Source organism: Pseudomonas sp. MYb13 (assembly GCF_002980075.1).
In the GTDB taxonomy this organism is placed as follows: Bacteria; Pseudomonadota; Gammaproteobacteria; order Pseudomonadales; family Pseudomonadaceae; genus Aquipseudomonas; species Aquipseudomonas lurida.
In genome coordinates, this window is sequence record NZ_PCQI01000010.1 from 136,632 (window position 1) to 153,681 (window position 17,050).

Consider the following 17,050-nt stretch of genomic DNA (forward strand, 5'->3'; position numbering starts at 1 on the left):
ACCCTTAGGCTTGAATCACCGGGATGTTGGCGCTTGCTGCGATCTTGCGGAACTCAGCGATCTGATCGAAGTTCAGGTAGCGGTAGACGTCACTGGCCATGGTGTCCAGTTTCGCCGCGTAGCCCATGTACTCTTCGACGGTCGGCAGGCGACCCAGGGTAGAAGCCACTGCCGCCAGCTCGGCCGAAGCCAGGTAGACGTTAGCGCCGTCACCCAGACGGTTCGGGAAGTTACGGGTCGACGTCGACACCACGGTCGAGTTCGGCTCTACACGTGCCTGGTTACCCATGCACAGCGAGCAGCCCGGCATTTCCATACGCGCGCCAGCCTTGCCGTAGATGCCGTAGTAGCCTTCCTCGGTCAACTGGTGAGCGTCCATCTTGGTCGGCGGCGACAGCCACAGACGGGTTGGCAGCTGGCCCTTGACCTGCTCCAGCAACTTACCGGCAGCGCGGAAGTGACCGATGTTGGTCATGCACGAACCGATGAACACTTCGTCGATCTTCTCACCGGCAACGCTGGACAACAGACGGGCATCGTCCGGATCGTTTGGTGCGCAGAGGATCGGCTCGTTGATCTCGGCCAGGTCGATCTCGATGATTTCGGCGTATTCCGCGTCGGCATCGGCTTCCATCAGCTCCGGGTTGGCAACCCAGGCTTCCATCGCTTGGGCGCGACGTTCCAGGGTGCGCGGGTCACCGTAGCCTTCACCGATCATCCAGCGCAGCAGGGTGATGTTGGAGTTCAGGTACTCGGTGATCGACTCTTTCGACAGCTTGATGGTGCAACCGGCAGCCGAACGTTCGGCCGAGGCGTCGGACAGCTCGAAAGCCTGTTCCAGCGTCAGGTCGTTCAGGCCTTCGATTTCCAGGATGCGGCCGGAGAAGGCGTTTTTCTTGCCTTTCTTCTCTACGGTCAGCAGGCCCGATTGGATCGCGTAGTAAGGAATGGCATGAACCAGGTCACGCAGGGTGATGCCAGGTTTCATTTTGCCTTTGAAGCGCACCAGGATCGATTCCGGCATGTCCAGTGGCATTACGCCAGTGGCCGCGGCGAACGCAACCAGGCCGGAACCGGCCGGGAACGAGATGCCCATCGGGAAACGGGTGTGGGAGTCACCACCGGTGCCCACGGTGTCCGGCAGCAGCATGCGGTTCAGCCAGCTGTGGATGATACCGTCGCCTGGACGCAGCGATACACCGCCACGGGTCATGATGAAGTCAGGCAGGGTGTGGTGGGTGGTCACGTCGATCGGCTTTGGATAGGCCGCGGTGTGGCAGAACGACTGCATCACCAGGTCGGTCGAGAAGCCCAGGCACGCCAGGTCTTTCAGTTCATCACGGGTCATCGGACCGGTGGTGTCCTGGGAGCCTACGGTGGTCATCTTCGGTTCGCAGTAGGTGCCAGGGCGAACGCCTTTGCCTTCTGGCAGGCCGCACGCCTTGCCGACCATTTTCTGTGCGAGGGTGAAGCCTTTGCCGGTATCGACAGGTGCTTCAGGCAGCTTGAACAGGTCGGTAGGGCCCAGGCCCAGCTCCGCGCGCGCCTTGTCGGTCAGGCCGCGACCGATGATCAGCGGGATACGGCCGCCAGCGCGGACTTCGTCCAACAGTACCGGGGTCTTCATTTCGAAGGTGGTGATGACTTCGTCGGTACCGTGCTTGCAGACTTTGCCAGCATGCGGGTACAGGTCGATCACGTCGCCCATGTTCATGTTGGTGACGTCGAACTCGATTGGCAGTGCGCCAGCATCTTCCATGGTGTTGTAGAAGATCGGAGCGATCTTGCTGCCGAAGCAGAAGCCGCCAGCACGCTTGTTCGGTACGTAAGGAACGTCGTCGCCGAAGAACCACAGTACGGAGTTGGTCGCGGATTTACGCGAGGAACCGGTACCGACCACGTCACCGACGTAGGCGATCGGGAAGCCTTGGCCGCGCATCTCTTCGATCTGCTTCATCGGGCCGGTCTTGCCTTGCTCGTCCGGCACGATACCTTCACGGGCCATTTTCAGCATGGCCAGGGCGTGCAGCGGGATGTCTGGACGGGACCAGGCATCAGGCGCAGGGGACAGGTCGTCGGTGTTGGTTTCGCCGGTGACCTTGAACACGCGCAGGCTGATCTTGTCGGCCAGGGTAGGGCGGTTGCGGAACCACTCGCCGTCAGCCCAGGACTGGATCACGGCTTTGGCGTGCTCGTTGCCATTACGGGCTTTCTCGGCCACGTCGTGGAATGCATCGAACATCAGCAGGGTGTGCTTGAGTTGGGCTGCGGCGACAGGGGCCAGTGCGGCGTCGTCCAGCAGCTCGACCAGGGTCACGATGTTGTAGCCACCTTGCATGGTGCCAAGCAGTTCAACGGCGCGTTTCTTGTCGATCAGGGGGGAAGTGGCTTCGCCCTTGGCCAGGGCAGACAGGAAACCGGCCTTGACGTAGGCAGCTTCGTCAACGCCTGGTGGAATACGGTTGGTGATCAGGTCAACGAGGAATTCTTCTTCGCCAGCCGGAGGATTTTTCAGCAGCTCGACCAGGCCTGCGGTTTGTTCGGCATTAAGCGGCTGGGGAACAATACCCAGGGCTGCACGCTCTTCGATATGTTTGCGGTAGGCTTCAAGCACAGTTATTACCCTCATCAGTGGTCCCACGGGACGCTCATCCAGAAATGAACGGCACGCATGCGCTCGGGGGCTTTTTGGGCCGCAAAGCCAGCGCTGCCGGCATTCCTCACAGAAGCTGCTTTCAAAGTTTTACGCCTGCAGAACGGAGCTGATGAGGGTTGGCGAGGGCTTGACCTACCGAGTCATTGACCATCGCCAACACCGTTCTGAAGGAACGACTGTGCTCGTGACGCTTTGAAAACAGCTTCCAGCGGATTATTGGCGCCTTACAAGGCCGGATGATTCTACGGCAAAAAAATTCTAAAGGTAAGTTGCCTCGCCAAGTTTGCAGGGTGATGAAGGTTAGACAAAGGGCTAACATGGCGCATTGTTTCGCTGATCTGCGTGCCCTAGCCCATGTCCAACCAAACCATCAAGACCCCCTGCGTCGGCCTGTGTTCCACGGTCTACGGCGATCTCGTGTGCCGTGGCTGCAAACGCTTCCACCATGAAGTGATCCAGTGGAATGGCTATAACGAAGAGGAAAAACGCGCGGTCTGGCTACGCTTGGAACAGTTGTTGGTGCAGGTAATGGCCGGCAAGCTGGAAGTTTTCGACCCCAGGACCCTGCGCGGCCAGCTGGAACAACGCAAGATCCGCTTCGTGCCGCACCAGTCCGAATACTGCTGGGCCTACCAGTTGATCGCCCGTGGCGCGCGAGTGATCTCCAACCTGGAGGCCTACGGCATGGTACTGATGCCGGAGTTTCGCGATTGGCCGTTGCCGGACCTGCGCGACGCCATTGACCGCGAGTTCTTTATCCTGTCCGAGGCGCATTACCAGCGCTATATCGCGCCGGGCTTCCTCAAGGATGTGTTTGCTGACTAACAACACCTCTCCCAATCTTCATTGCCTGAACGGGCGGTGTCAGGGCTTGGTTGCGAGCTCTTCCAGATGATCCATCAATGTCTGCGGCTTGAGCACCAGCACATCGCTTTCCACGGCATCGAGTATCACCTCCGCCGTATTGCCGATCAGTGCCCCGGAAATTCCGGTGCGTGCCACGGTGCCGATGATCGTCACCGCCGCTTGCCACTTATGGGCCGCGAAAGGGATCAGCACATCCGCCGGGCCTTCTTCGATATGCAGGTGGGCGTCATCCACGTCGAACTCTGCCTGAAACGCCCGGCATTGCTCGCGATACCGCGCTTCGATGGTTTCCCTTAGCTGGAACGTCGGGTCCGCCGCGGACAACATCGGCGACGGATGGGCGCTGATCACATGCAACTGCGCCTTGGCCAGGCTGGCGATATCAAAGCCGTGGTCAATGATCGAGTTGTGCAAGGAGCGGTGTTCGCCATCGGTATTGCCCACGTCGATCGCCGCCAGGATTACTCCACCGGCCCACGGTGTAGCGGTCTTGACCAGCAACACCGCCGTCGGGCAATAGCGCAGTAGTTTCCAGTCTGCCGGTGTAAGCAGGGCTTTTTTCAGCGGGCTGTCGGGGAAATGCTGCTTGATCACCAGCCCACAGCCTTCAGCCTGCTGCACGTCGATAATGGTGTCATGCAGGCTGGTATTCCACGCCTGCTCGGTGCTGACGCTGTAGCCGTCTTCCTGCAGGCCAGACTTCAGCAGCGCCAGTAGCGCCGAGTGCTCATGCTTCTTGTCGCAGACCAGCAAATGCAGGTGTGCGCCGGTGACCCCGGCGATCAGCTTGGCACGCTTGAGGGCCAGGCTTTCCGAATGCTCGGGCTCGATGACCACCAGGATGCTGCGGATGGCTTGCATGATCGGGATCTCCAAAAAAGGCGGGGGCTGGAACAACTATAGTTGCTGCGTGGCTCACGTCATGTTGATGCACATCAAGGGCGGCGGCTGGTGGTCTGCGGCGGGGTCGGTATAATCGCCGGCCTTTTGTGATTCTTTTGCCCGTGAGCCCGATGAACCTGCCAGAAATCCACGAATTCCTCGGTTGCCGCACCCCTGATGCCTGGGTCCAGGCCGCGCTGGCCGATCAGGAAACCTTGCTGATCGACCACAAGAACTGCGAATTCAAGGCCGCCAGCACCGCCCTGAGCCTGATCGCCAAGTACCACGGCCATGTCGACCTGATCAATATGATGTCGCGCCTGGCCCGCGAAGAACTGGTGCATCACGAACAAGTCATGCGCCTGATGAAAAAGCGCAAGGTCGAGCTACGCCAGTTGCATGCCGGGCGCTATGCCTCCGGTTTGCGCAAAGTGGTGCGCAGCCACGAGCCGGTCAAATTGGTGGACACCCTGGTGGTGGGGGCCTTTATCGAAGCGCGCAGTTGCGAGCGTTTCGAAGCGCTGGTGCCGCATTTGGACGAAGAACTCGGCAAGTTCTACTTCGGCTTGCTGAAAAGCGAGGCGCGGCACTTCCAGGGCTACCTGAAGCTGGCGTACCAGTATGGCGACGCCAAGGACATTGCCCAGGTGATCGAGCGGGTGAGGGCCGCCGAGCAGGACCTGATCGAGTCACCCGACGTCGAGTTCCGCTTTCACAGTGGCGTGCCAGCCTGAGGCCACGGCCACGCCGATCAACGCGGTGATCCCGGTCAACAGCAGGATCACCGTCTGGGTACTCAAGGGCGCAGCCAGCACGGCAATTGCCAGGCCGGCCATGGGTTGCGCCAGGTTGTTGAGCAGCGTGATCACGCCCACGGTCTTGCCGAAATCCTGCACCGGGATGACCCGCTGGCGGGTGCTGCGCATGTACACGTTGAACATCTTGTCGAAGCCGGTGACCAGCAGGAAGCCCAAGGTGTAGGCCCAGAGATTGGGGCTGATCGCCATGACCAACGCCCCGGCCGCAATCATCGAATACGACAGCCCACCCAGCACTTTCAACGCCAGGGTGGCGCGCGCCAGGTAGAACAGGATCGCGATGGTCACCACTGCTCCGGCTGCCTGCAACAGGGCGTAGGCGTCTTTGTCGGCGGCAAAGTGACCGGTGACCATCGCCGCCGAAGTGGCCAGCGTCACACCGATGATCAGGTTTACCCCGACCGCGAGGGCAATGATCCGCTTCAGTTCCGCCAGGTTGCGGATATGCCCGAATGCGATACGCAGCGGTTGCAGCCAGATGTCTCGGTGTTGCTCAAAACTTTCCAGGTTCACTGTCGTGTTGCGCTGCCAGATCAACATCGCCAGGTCCGCCAGCACAAACAGGCCGGCAACCCCCAGCACCACCCAGTGCCAGGCCCATACCTCCAGCATCAGCGCAGCTATCAGCGGGCCGAGCACCAGGCCGCTCTGGTCGGCAATCTGTGAGTAGGACAAGGTCTTGGCGTAGGTGTAATGCTTGAAGATGTGCGGCATGACCACTTCCCGGGCCATGATGCCTTGGGTGGTTAGCACACCACACAGCGCAGACAGCGCCACCAGCCAGTAAATGCCGTCAAACACGCCGTACAGCGCCACCGCCGCCACACACGCCAGGGCACGGTATACCTGGCTGATGTGCAGGATGCGCACGGGGGAGAACTTGTCACACAGCGCGCCGCAGACTGGAAAGGCCAGGTACCGTGGCAGTGACTCGACGAAAAACGCCAGCCCGGCCCACGCGACGCTGTTGGTGGTCTGGAACACAATCAGCGGCACGATGAACAGCAGGATCTGGTCGGCAAGCCGTGACAGGAATAAAGAGATGAAAAAAGCCAGGTAGTCCTTGCGCATGGTGCTCTCGTTTCAGTGAATCAAGGCGTCGACGGACGGCCAATCAATAGCTTGAGCCAGAGGTGTCGCTGAGGTTATGGCGCTCATCGCCCCGCAGCGGCGGGTTGAATACGCTGACCAGCACCAGGTCCTCATGCTGGCCACCGCGCAGGTAATGCCGGTCATGCTGGTCCAGAACATACATGTCTCCCGGGCGGATCGGGTAGACATTGCCGTCCATGTCTTCAACCTCGCCTTCACCGGCGATGCAGTAGCAGGCTTCCAGGTGATTGCGGTAATGCAACAGTGACTCGGTACCCGCGCGCACGACGGTGTGGCAGACGGTATAGCCCATCTGGTCTTTTTCAGTCAGCAGGCGGTGGCTGGTGCCTGCGCCCCATTCCACGAAATGAGCGGTTTTTTCAATGTCGGCTTTGCTGCGGATGAACATGGTCTTCTCCCGTTGATGAGTTGGCGCTAGAGGTGCGGTTGGAGCGCTGATGTAGCACTGGCCAGCATTGCGGAATCCCAGTGCACGTCACGGTGCGCGGCCATTGTCTGAAGGTCGCGCCAATGGCGATGCACAGGGTTGTCGGTGGTCATCTGCGAGGCGCCGCTGTGTTCCACCAGCCGGTGTACGGCTTCAACGCATTGGCGTGCGAGGTAACTGCGATCACGCTTGAGGGCGGTCAGCTCGGGTGCGGTGAGCGGGCGCAATGCACGGCCTGACGCATCCAGGCGGTCGATCAGTGAATCAAACAGTGCACTCGCCGCCGTCAATTGCGCGCCGCTGTGGGCGACCCGCTCAAGGGCGGTGGCTGATGGCGGAGTGGTTTGCCGCGCCAGTGCCTGTAGATGCAGTTCGTAAGCGCCTTCCGCGCACCCCAGCAGGGGGCCGATGATCGAAGTCGTGATGAACGGCACGATGGGCACACTGTAGAGATAGTCATGCCCGGCGCCAGCGCGTCGTGGGCCGAATACGTCCTGGAGTGGGAACACCTCGTGGTGGGGCACCCGTAGCGCGGGCGTCACCACGTCATGCGAGCCCGTGGCGCGCATGCCTAGGGCGTCCCAGTTGTCGAGAACTGTGACGTCTTTTTTCGCGATGACAACCAGGAAGCGATCGCTCGCGTCGGCCGTGGGATGGTTTGCACAGGGGGCATTGAGGATCAGCCATGTCGCGTGTTCGATACCCGAGCTGAAGCGCCAGCGACCGCTGACACGCATGCCTTCGGGCTCAAAGGACAACTGGCTGTCCGGGCCAACTGACGCGGATGCAAACAGCTGCGTGGGGCCGGTTTCATAGAGCTTTGCCTCGAATGAAGGGTCAAGGCGCGCTGCGATGGCGGCGTGCCCCCCCACCAGGCTGATCAACCAGCCAGTCGACGCACAGGCCCTTGCTGCGGCTCTGGAGGATCGCACCAGTGCCGGCCAGCCAGGCGTCGTCGGTAAGGCCCGGCGCGGGCAGACCCACTGCAGCAGGCCATTTGCGTGGAGTTCATTGAGTGTCTCGTCACTCAAGCGGCGGTTTTTATCCGCAAGGGCCGCCCGATCGCGCCACGTTGACAGGTAGGCCTCAGGCATCGAGTGGTTCCTTGTGCGGCTGCTTGCCAAGGGACGTACGTTCGAAACAGAAGCCGCCAGGTTGGTTGACCGGGCCGAGCAGCGTGATGAAGTGCTCAATGTGCTGCTGATCGTCCGAGGCGACGAACTCGTAGAAGTTGGTGCTGTTCCATAGCAGGTAGACGTGTTTGAAATGCCGTTGAAGGGCGGCAACCAGGTCATCCCTGCACACTTGTCCGGTTTGCATCTGCTCCAGCATTTGTTTGCGCTTCCACTCGATTTGCTCGGCGGTGAAATAGCGCGTTTTGAACGCGTCATCCTTGAGCGCTTCACGACGTCGATATTCTTGAGGGTCGGTGTGATTGAGCTTTTCCAGGAAGAACGCCAGGCCGCCTGCCTTGAGCAGGGGCTTGATGTGACTGAGCTGCGCGTCGCGGTCCTGGGTGTAGAACTGGAATGCAGCGGTTTCATAGAGGTAGTCGAACCCCTCGGCGAATCGTTGATAGGGTGCCGAGCTGAGCAGTGGCGGGCTGACCTTGAAAAACGAGTGTGGGTAGAACATCGAGCGTTCAGGCAGCGCAAATTGGTCAAAGGCGAGTTGATTGGCGCGATTGGGCGAGCACGTCAGGGTTTGAATCAGGCCACGAGCGTGGTGCGCCAGTGCGCGACCATTGCTACCGTCGAACGCGTCGACTTCAAAAAAACTGAAGCGTTGCCCCTGGTGTGTACGGCGTGCGTGGGCAAGCCTGGTCAGCGCAACACCCACCCGGGCCAGCTCTTCAAGCACATACGGGACGCTGGCCAGGAAGTGCGAAAACAGCGGGCCGGCATCTGCCACTAAACGGTCGTGATAGGCGATGACATCGACATCGGCGATGGTCTCGCGCAGGTGGCTGGTGAGCGGCCGGGAAGGCACCTGGGTCGAGCCGGTGGCCAGGTTGTGAAAATGCTCGGCCAGTTTCACCATCGCACTGTTGTTGAGGGCTTCGTCGTGTGCAGGGTCCATCGTATCGCTCCTTGATGTCAGGCCAAGCCTTTGCCGGTGGTCTTCCCGGAATCGGTTTGGGGCAATGCGTCCATGAATGCCCACAGCGCAGGAACCATGTGCCAGTCCATGAGCCGTTTGCAATGCGCCTGCAGCGCGGCTTCGCAACTGGAATCATGGTCACGTTCCAGGACGACGCAGGCTTTAGGCAAAAAGCCCGCCGACTCATCGGCCACCGGTACCACAACCACTTGGGCGACGGCAGGGTGAGAGGCCAGGCATTGCTCTATTTCTCGCGGATTCACATTCCATATGTTGCGCGCAAACACATCATCCTGACGGGCTACATAATAAAGAAAGCCTTGGTCATCCCGCTTGAAGAGATCGCCCGTGCGATAAAGCCTGGGCGTGCCGAAAACATTGCGTTTTATCGCGGCGTCAGTGGCTTGCGGCATGTTCCAATATTCAAGCATCAAGTAATCGCTGGTGACCCAAAGTTCGCCGATGGCATCCGGTTGTGTAAGTTGTTCGCCGTTTTCGTTAACGATAAATACACTGACGCCCGGCAAAGGTTTGCCAACGGAAGTGGGTCGCTTGTCAATTTCTTCAGGCGGCAAGTAACTAACGCGCTTGCACTCCGTCAAGCCGTAATTGGAGAACAGTTGAACGTTAGGCAGTGCGCGACGGATACGTTCTATATGGCGCGTGTATAACGGCTGACCACTACTGGAAATGTAGCGCAGGCGGGGCAGTTGCCGCTGCCAGTGCGCTTGCGTCTTCGCCAGGAGGAAAAATATCGGTGGGAATACATGCAGGCCGGTGACGCCCTCACGTTTAACCACTTCGAGCACATCGTCCGCCGTCTGGGGTGGCTGGCTTTCAATCACCGTGGTGCCACCGAAATACAACGGCATCAGAGTGTTATACACCCCGTAGTCGGAGGCCAGTGTGGAATAGCTGAGGATCACGTCGTCCGGGGTATTGTCCAGGTAAGCCGTAACGGCGGCGGTTGCCGAGGCCATGATGCGATGGTTGACGACCACGCCTTTCGGATTGAAGGTGGAACCGGAGGTGTAGAAAATCGACGTGACGCGAGTGTCGTCCTGCAAGTCGGGAAGCGTTGCCGCCAGGGCCTCGCAAGCCATGACACCGCGGTCCAGGGACAGGCTATGTGGACTCGATACCTCATCGGTTCCGATCAGCACGATTCGCTCCAGCGCCGAATCCTGGCACAGTGTTTCCAGCGCATCGACGCCTTGGGTGATCAGCACCTTCGCCCCTGTATGGTTGAGCTGGTACACCAGTTTTTCCCGGCTGTAAGTCGGGTGTGTGGCCGCTGTAATTGCGCCCACGCGCATCACTGCGAGGTAGGCGGCGACCAGGTCGATGCATATCGGCGAATACAAGGCGACACGATCGCCCGGACGAGTACCGTTAGCGACTAAAAGTCGGGCAATTTGGGTTGTGCGTCGCTGAAGCGTTGCATAGCTGTAACGAACTGCATCAATAACGATGGCGCATTTTTCCGGGTGCCTGGCCGCGTTTTTCTCGATAACGTCATGATACAAATACATGCAGGGCCACCCGTTTTCAATAAGCACAAAGACGATAAGCAGCTGTCCGGTAAGGGCGGCTTTCTTAATTGGATTGGCGAAGGCTTGAATAAGGGGGTGACGAAAAAAGATGAAGGCAACAGGCGGGGGCGAGGTGTCGCATGATATCAATTCCTTTGATATTTATTTTAATGGTCATCCTTGAACTTAAGCGACGGTGAATCGCTGAAAGTTCAAGGATAGTTTCATTTGGGTTGCTGATCTGTCAACGCGCGTGCTGCTGATTTTTGTCACTGCGAGGTGACAATATAGAACGTGTCTCCTATTAATGGCAGGGTTGAAATTTCCCAAATGGGCGTGGGGAGGGGATGTCAGAAAAATCGACGTCCAATCTCAAACCCACTGGCGCGAACGACAGCCAGGGTTAAAAACTACGGGTGAAATGTTAAAAACTTTTAAAAACATGAAGTTTCTTTGAAAACCTCGGTGAAAGGCGGTTTTCGTCAGGCGTAGTACCTCTGCGGCCTGGCTTTGCCACCTATAATGCCCGCTCTTCAATCCGTGTCTGCACACTGAGAACTTATGGAAAACCTGGGCTTGGGCAAGGTGTTGCTCGTTGAGGACGACGAAAAACTGGCAGGGCTGATCGCGCACTTCCTGTCACAGCATGGTTTCGAGGTGCGCGTGGAGCATCGGGGTGATGAGGCCCTGGCGGCGTTCCTGGACTTCACACCGAAGATCGTCGTACTCGACCTGATGCTGCCCGGCCAAAGTGGCCTGCATGTGTGCCGCGGGATCCGCGCGGTGTCCGACACGCCTATCGTGATCCTGACGGCCAAGGAAGACGACCTGGACCATATCCTCGGGCTGGAGTCCGGTGCCGACGACTATGTGATCAAGCCGATCAAGCCGCCGGTGCTACTGGCGCGCCTGCGCGCCCTGCAACGGCGACAGGCACCGGAACCAACGGTGCGCGGGTCGCTGGCTTTCGGGCGGCTGGCCATCGATCGCAGTTGCCGGGTGGTCAGCCTGGGCGATGACAAGATCGACCTCACCACCATGGAGTTCGAATTGCTGTGGTTGCTGGCCAGTCACTCGGGCACGATCCTGTCCCGCGATGACATCCTCAACCGCATGCGGGGCATCGCCTTCGACGGCCTCAACCGCAGTGTCGATGTGTACATCAGCAAACTGCGCAGCAAACTCAACGACAATCCCCGCGAACCGGTGTGCATCAAGACTATCTGGGGCAAGGGGTACCTGTTCAATCCGTTTGCGTGGGAGTTCTAGATGCTGCGGCTCTATATCCGCCTGTACATCATCCTCGCGCTGGGCCTGGCAGGCGCGATCTGGTTGGTCAACTACACGTTTGACGAGTTGCTGCCCGAAGCCAATGAAACCTACAACCGCGAAGCCCTGCGTGGCCCCGCCTATGGCCTGGTGGAACAATTGCGGCCCTTGCCGGGCGACGCGCGCGAGGCACGGCTGGGCGAGCTGCAACCTCATTACGGCCTGCACCTCAAACTGGTGCAGCGCGATGACCTGGCGCTGAGCCCGCGCGAACAGCAACTGCTCGCCGCCGGAAAACTGGTGGTGCGCGGCGACTTCATGGAGTTCATCGCCAACATCGATGGCGGCCCGCAACTGCTGAATATCAAGCTGCCCGAAGAACCGAAATGGCTCTACCTGTGGGCCTACAGCCTGTTGGGGTTGAGCCTGGCGATCGTGCTGTATTTCTGGGTGCGTCCGCACTGGCGTGACCTGGAGCATATCCGCCTGGCGGCACAACGTTTCGGTGATAACGACCTCGGGTCACGCATCCTGCTGCCGCGCCGCTCCACCGTGCGCGAATTGGCAGGGCACTTCAACCAGATGGCCGAGCGCATCGAAAGCCTGATCGCCAACCAGCGAGAACTGACCAACGCCGTGTCGCACGAACTGCGTACGCCGATTGCACGCCTGTCGTTCGAGCTCGACCAACTCAAACAGCAAACCGACCCGCGCCAACGCAGCGAATTGATCACTGACATGTATGCCGACCTGGGCGAGCTCGAAGAAATGGTCTCCGAACTGCTGACCTACGCCAGCCTCGAGCGCGGCGCCACCCAGGTCACACGCGAGCCCATCGAGGCTCACAGCTGGCTCGACAGTGTGATCGGCAGCGTGGCCCTGGAGGCCGAGGCGGCCGGTATCCAGCTGTCGTTGCGCACTTGCGAGGTAGACGTTATCCAGATCGAGCCGCGCTTCATGGCACGTGCGGTGATCAACCTGCTGCGCAACGCCATCCGCTACGCCGAGTGCCGCGTGGAAGTGTCGTTGCTCACGTTCGGCAACGGCTATGAAGTGCGGGTGTGTGACGACGGGCCGGGTGTGCCGGAGGAAGGCCGCGCGAAGATTTTCCAACCCTTCATGCGCCTGGACGCCAGCCGCGACCGTCGCACCGGTGGCTTCGGCCTTGGCCTGGCGCTGGTGCAGCGGGTGTCGCAGTGGCACGGCGGCCAGGTGCAGGTGCTGGATTCGGAGTGGGGTGGCGCGTCGTTCAGGATGACGTGGGCGTACGCTGAGTCATAGCGCTACCGAGTGAATCGTCGCGGCAGGTAGCTGATCTTCAGATCTTCATAATGAGGGGCACTGTTGCCCGCATCGATATTGACCCTGATGGTCTGCCCATGGTTTTTTTGGATATGTGGAGTGGCTTTTCCATTGAATAATCCTTCCGTCAAAATATCGGTTGCTTGCTCAATATCGGCCGGTGTCGCCTGTGGATAGCTCAGCAACACGTCGCTGCGTACTTTATTCCGTACGTCGGTCACGGAGGTCGAGCCGTGCGTCAATGAGACGGTCCCTTCAAACGCCTTGACGGGTCTATTTATTTCTCTTTGAAAGAGACGTCCAAAGGCTCTGCTTCTTCCTTCGGCGGAATAGCAAACCAGAAGGCGTACGTTATCGAAAGTCGCAGGGTCGACACCTCTGCTTCTCAGCAACGTCGCTAACCCAGGCGCATCATAGAGTGTGTTATCCATGACGATCTTCGTACCGTCTCCCGTGATCCGATCGACCCAATTTCGTTTGACACCGTGTGCGACGATATTGAGACGTTTCGTTCCTTTGTAGGTATCGGTGAAGGTATGAACTTCATTGCCAATCAGTTTCAGATCGCGCATCGGCCCTCCCATCTGAATAACGTTGTCGCGCCCCAGCGCTCTGTCCAGTGTCCGTTGCGCAGGGCTCATGGCGCTCCTCTGGGGGCCGGGCAGTGCGTCATCAAGGCGTGCCGATCCCTGTGGCGTAAAGTGTTCAAGAGGTTTTCCATAAGCCTTGTTAGTCTTTGAATCTACCGCGTACCACTTGCCAGTTGGTTTATTGAAGGTGGCAGGTGTAGACAGCTCGACGAGGCCCTTTCTATAAGTGCCCTGAGCGATATCCGGTCGGCTGGCTAAATCGGCAAGGTCATGGTGCCCGGTCTTTCCGGGCGAGCGCTGATTGAAATTATCGGTCAGTCGGTTAGCGGGAGGATGGGGTGTTTGTGCAAACAGGCGCCGCCCGAACGGCTTGCCGGTTTTCGCAAGTGCGCCATTCAACGGCTTGATCACGCTGGCAGCCTTGCCCAGGCCAGCGGTCGTGACGTACATGACCCCATCGAACAGGACGTCGGACGCCAGCGCAAGCCAGTCACCGTTGATCACATTCCTGATCGGATTGACGACGATCAACGAGGCCAGAAGCGCCTCTTTATGGGTCTCGAACTCTTCATCTTCGTCGTCAAAGCGTGTTGCGTGGCCAGTCGCGCTCACCCGTTGTTCGAGGTCGACGAACCCGAGGGTATGCCTGGCGAGCAGCTCGCCAAGAAACTGGCTGCGTGCGCTGGTATAGGAGGCAGGGGCAAGTTCGCCTGTGGGCGGTGGGGTGGCCCCTAACTTACTGTTGTCGCTCTCAGGAGTGCCGAATTCAGTGATTGCCGTGGTGGAGTACTTTTCTCCCCCCGTGTCCGGTGAGCGTTCTCTTACCCATGCTTTTTGCGGCCCTGGAACGAAGCCGCTGTCCAGATCATCGCGCAGTCTCACGTAGTTTTGCTGTGGGCAAAACTCATAAAATCTTGCGTTATGGTTGAGCGTCGATCTGATGATCAACGAGCGCTTGCCGGGCGCTTGCCTAGGCGTTGATTCGTCAAGGTTGAGCGTGCCGGACCGGATTGGAACGCGATGTTTGATGACCTCGCCTTCAACGAAAATATCAAGTTTTCCATATTCCAGTTGCGCTCTGTCGCCCACCGGTAATTGCGAAATGAGATGCCTGGTGAGGTTGCTCAACCCCCTTTCTCTGCCGCGTTGATGCTCGGTCACTGCCAGGCGGTGGGCGGACTTGATATCAGGCAGTGTGTGCAGCAGTTCGACCGATCCTCCCGGAACGACCTGTTCTCTTAATGAATACCACTTGTTCTGTTCTTCCGGGCTTGGTGCCTGGTTGGCGATGTAAAGGTCCAGTAGCGAATAGGGGCCCGTGTTGGTGTGTAAGAGGTCGTTGTTGGTTGCGTTGTTCGTTCTTGCCTGGGGGTTGGTGATCACGGCCAGCTCGAGTGGAACATGCTTGTAGCGCGTCCCCAGTTCTTCCAAAGCCATGTCTTTAAGCATCGGGACGGGTGCGGTTAAATCCCCGGAAATGGCTTGCAGCGCGCTCATCACCTCGCAGAAGGTTGTCTGCGCGGTATTCAATTGCTCGTCGGAGTAGCGTCCCGTTGGCGATGGCGGCAGCACGCCATGCACCAGCGCCCAATCGATGACGGTCTCCCGCCTGGCCTCATTCAGCAGCGCGTGCTCGTCTTCGGAAATCGGCTCGATTGCCCCGTACTCGACCACGTCGGCGAAGCGCATGAGTGAGGCGCTGCCAGGGCTCTTTGCCTCTATGAATGCCACTGTGGCCTTCAGGCTGGCCCACGTTGGTGAGCCGTAGGTCACGTCGACAGGGATATCCTTGACCAACAGTTCCGGCGCGGCGCTTGAAAGCAGCATATACGCTGCAACGGGAGCCATCCTGGCAGGGGTGCGCTCACTCTCGGCCAGATGGTCGGTCAGCGCTTGCCTGATTTGATTCAGCGGCTGCCCGTAGAAGCGTTTGTTCGCCAGATCGAAACCGGCAATTTCATTTCTCTTCGACAAACCCAGCGCCCTATCGGTATCCAACCCCAGCAGGATCGCCGCCAACGTCATATCAGAACCGCTGGCATCGCCCAGGACGCCCATCTGCCGTTGCAACGCCGCTTCCAGTTCCCTGGCTTTTGGCGAGCTGAGTATGTCCTCTACAACCTCATGTGCAGCGTTGAGCTCGGAGGATGACCACTGGCGGTTTTGAGTCAGGTAGTTGAATGCTCCGCCGTTATTGTTGAACGGGGCATGCGCAGCGCCCAGCCCCGGTAGGTTGAGGTTGTTAAATCGGACGTGGCTGTAGAGCTGCTTTTTTTCATCCGGCGTCAGTGCCGCCGTCCAGCCCAGGGCTCCGGTGAGATTTCCACGGGGAAGCGAGGGCAATGACCCTCGTTGGATGGACTTGATCAAGTTGTTGATGTCGTCTTTTGTCTGCGGAACGTTCCACCCCTTGTCGGTGATGAACCGTTTGAGGCTGACGCGGGCCCCAGGCGCCAGTTGCTCATCCTGAAAGTACCAGGAAGAAGGGTCGACCTCTAACGTGAATGAGTCACTTTCGAGCAGTTGTGCAATCCAGGCTTTTTCTCTTCGCGTCGCCTGTTCTGGCGTCTCTGGCGAGTCGACGAAAGAGGGAGGCAGGTCCGTTGCGCGGGTTGAGGTGGGCGGTGGTGTGATCGCCGTGGACAACCGCTGGCACAGGAGGGTGTTGTTACGGATATCGCCGAACGCTCTTTGTTGCTGTTCAAGTACGGCCTCGGAGCGCATTTCAAATTGCGCTGTCGAGCGTGATGCACCGGGTAGAGGGAAGGTGGTGGCTTGTCTTAACTGATTCGCGCGTTGCGTAAGCGCTTCATGGCCATCAGGCACTTGCTCGCCATAGAAGGCTGCAAGTTCTTCGAGTCGAGCGGGGCGCTCGGCGTGTGTGTCGAGTACGGAATGAAGGGGCGAAGGGACAGAGACTGAGAGTTGGCCCGCCGCTAGCGTTTTAGCTGCCTGCAGGATCAAAGGCCACGAGGCAGGCAGCGATTGGCCGTCGCTGAAGCGTGCTCCGAAAGCGCGGGGGGCCGTGCGAGCGCTACGCGAATCGCCTGCACCCGCTTCGTTGGGTGCAGAGTGCGTGCCCTGGGCGTATATCCAACCCGAAGTGGCGTCGCTTGGAGGGAAAATACGAATGGTCTTGGACAGGTCAACACGATTGTCGTGGGCCCACTGCTTGAAATCGTCACTCGCCAACAAGGCGTCGAGGTGCTTTCGCCATTGCCCGAACGTAGAGTCGATGGGAATGGGGTAAATGGTCTCGCCTCCCGTGACGGGTGAGGGCAGGTTGTGCGCAGCGGTGGTCAGCGCGGCAGCGTAAGCGCCGGCCAATGCTGCATCGGCTTTGTGCCGTGGCGTGCTGTTGATGACTGCCATCCAGTCAGGAGGTGGGGGGGCTGACTGAGGAGAGGAGGGCTGCTCTACCTCTGGGGGTGGGGCCTGGCGTGTGGCGCCAAGGGGTGTAGATTGCGTAGAGGGGACCATCAATGAGCTCCGCA

The 17,050-nt window shown here is 59.2% G+C and carries 12 protein-coding genes; 4 read left to right on the forward strand and 8 right to left on the reverse strand.

What is annotated here, in order from left to right; all coding sequences use genetic code 11:
• Positions 1-4 precede the first annotated feature (4 nt).
• Complete coding sequence (gene acnB, locus CQ002_RS18670) at positions 5-2,614, reverse strand: bifunctional aconitate hydratase 2/2-methylisocitrate dehydratase (protein ID WP_034104820.1); 2,610 nt, start codon at positions 2,612-2,614, stop codon at positions 5-7.
• Positions 2,615-3,010: 396 nt separating this feature from the next.
• On the opposite strand from acnB, the gene CQ002_RS18675 reads away from it, so the two are divergent.
• Positions 3,011-3,481, forward strand: a complete 471-nt coding sequence (locus CQ002_RS18675; protein WP_034104822.1) for a DUF1289 domain-containing protein — start codon at positions 3,011-3,013, stop codon at positions 3,479-3,481.
• A 39-nt stretch (positions 3,482-3,520) separates the two neighbouring features.
• Here the strand turns inward: CQ002_RS18675 and CQ002_RS18680 are convergent, their stop codons facing one another.
• A complete protein-coding gene (locus tag CQ002_RS18680; RefSeq protein WP_034104824.1) occupies positions 3,521-4,384 on the reverse strand; it encodes a universal stress protein in 864 nt (287 codons plus the stop codon).
• Positions 4,385-4,536: 152 nt separating this feature from the next.
• Here CQ002_RS18680 and CQ002_RS18685 point away from each other — a divergent pair, with 152 nt between their 5' ends.
• Entirely contained in the window at positions 4,537-5,139 is a 603-nt protein-coding gene (locus CQ002_RS18685; protein ID WP_034104827.1) for a tRNA-(ms[2]io[6]A)-hydroxylase, read from the forward strand.
• Here the strand turns inward: CQ002_RS18685 and CQ002_RS18690 are convergent.
• From CQ002_RS18690 to CQ002_RS28410, 5 genes are read right to left on the reverse strand one after another with little or no spacing between them, the layout of a single operon-like run.
• Positions 5,095-6,294, reverse strand: coding sequence for an MFS transporter (locus CQ002_RS18690; RefSeq protein ID WP_034104830.1), 1,200 nt, complete (start codon positions 6,292-6,294; stop codon positions 5,095-5,097). The genes CQ002_RS18685 and CQ002_RS18690 overlap by 45 nt on opposite strands.
• 43 nt (positions 6,295-6,337) lie before the next feature.
• Positions 6,338-6,724, reverse strand: a complete 387-nt coding sequence (locus CQ002_RS18695; RefSeq protein WP_034104832.1) for an ectoine synthase — start codon at positions 6,722-6,724, stop codon at positions 6,338-6,340.
• A gap of 26 nt (positions 6,725-6,750) precedes the next feature.
• Positions 6,751-7,857: a hypothetical protein gene (locus CQ002_RS18700; RefSeq protein WP_052211096.1), complete on the reverse strand. Its 1,107-nt coding sequence runs from the start codon at positions 7,855-7,857 to the stop codon at positions 6,751-6,753.
• A complete protein-coding gene (locus tag CQ002_RS28405) occupies positions 7,850-8,842 on the reverse strand; it encodes a class I SAM-dependent methyltransferase (RefSeq protein WP_199777302.1) in 993 nt (330 codons plus the stop codon). Before CQ002_RS28405 ends, CQ002_RS18700 begins: the two co-directional genes overlap by 8 nt.
• A 17-nt stretch (positions 8,843-8,859) precedes the next feature.
• On the reverse strand, positions 8,860-10,395 hold the full coding sequence (locus CQ002_RS28410; protein WP_199777301.1) for a class I adenylate-forming enzyme family protein: 1,536 nt from the start codon (positions 10,393-10,395) through the stop codon (positions 8,860-8,862).
• Between the two features lie 561 nt (positions 10,396-10,956).
• Here CQ002_RS28410 and CQ002_RS18710 point away from each other — a divergent pair.
• Complete coding sequence (locus CQ002_RS18710) at positions 10,957-11,664, forward strand: winged helix-turn-helix domain-containing protein (protein WP_034104836.1); 708 nt, start codon at positions 10,957-10,959, stop codon at positions 11,662-11,664.
• Positions 11,665-12,945, forward strand: a complete 1,281-nt coding sequence (locus tag CQ002_RS18715; RefSeq protein ID WP_105162382.1) for an ATP-binding protein — start codon at positions 11,665-11,667, stop codon at positions 12,943-12,945.
• A 2-nt stretch (positions 12,946-12,947) separates the two neighbouring features.
• On the opposite strand, the gene CQ002_RS18720 is transcribed toward CQ002_RS18715, so the two are convergent.
• Positions 12,948-16,928, reverse strand: a complete 3,981-nt coding sequence (locus CQ002_RS18720) for a hypothetical protein (protein ID WP_105162381.1) — start codon at positions 16,926-16,928, stop codon at positions 12,948-12,950.
• Positions 16,929-17,050 lie beyond the last annotated feature (122 nt).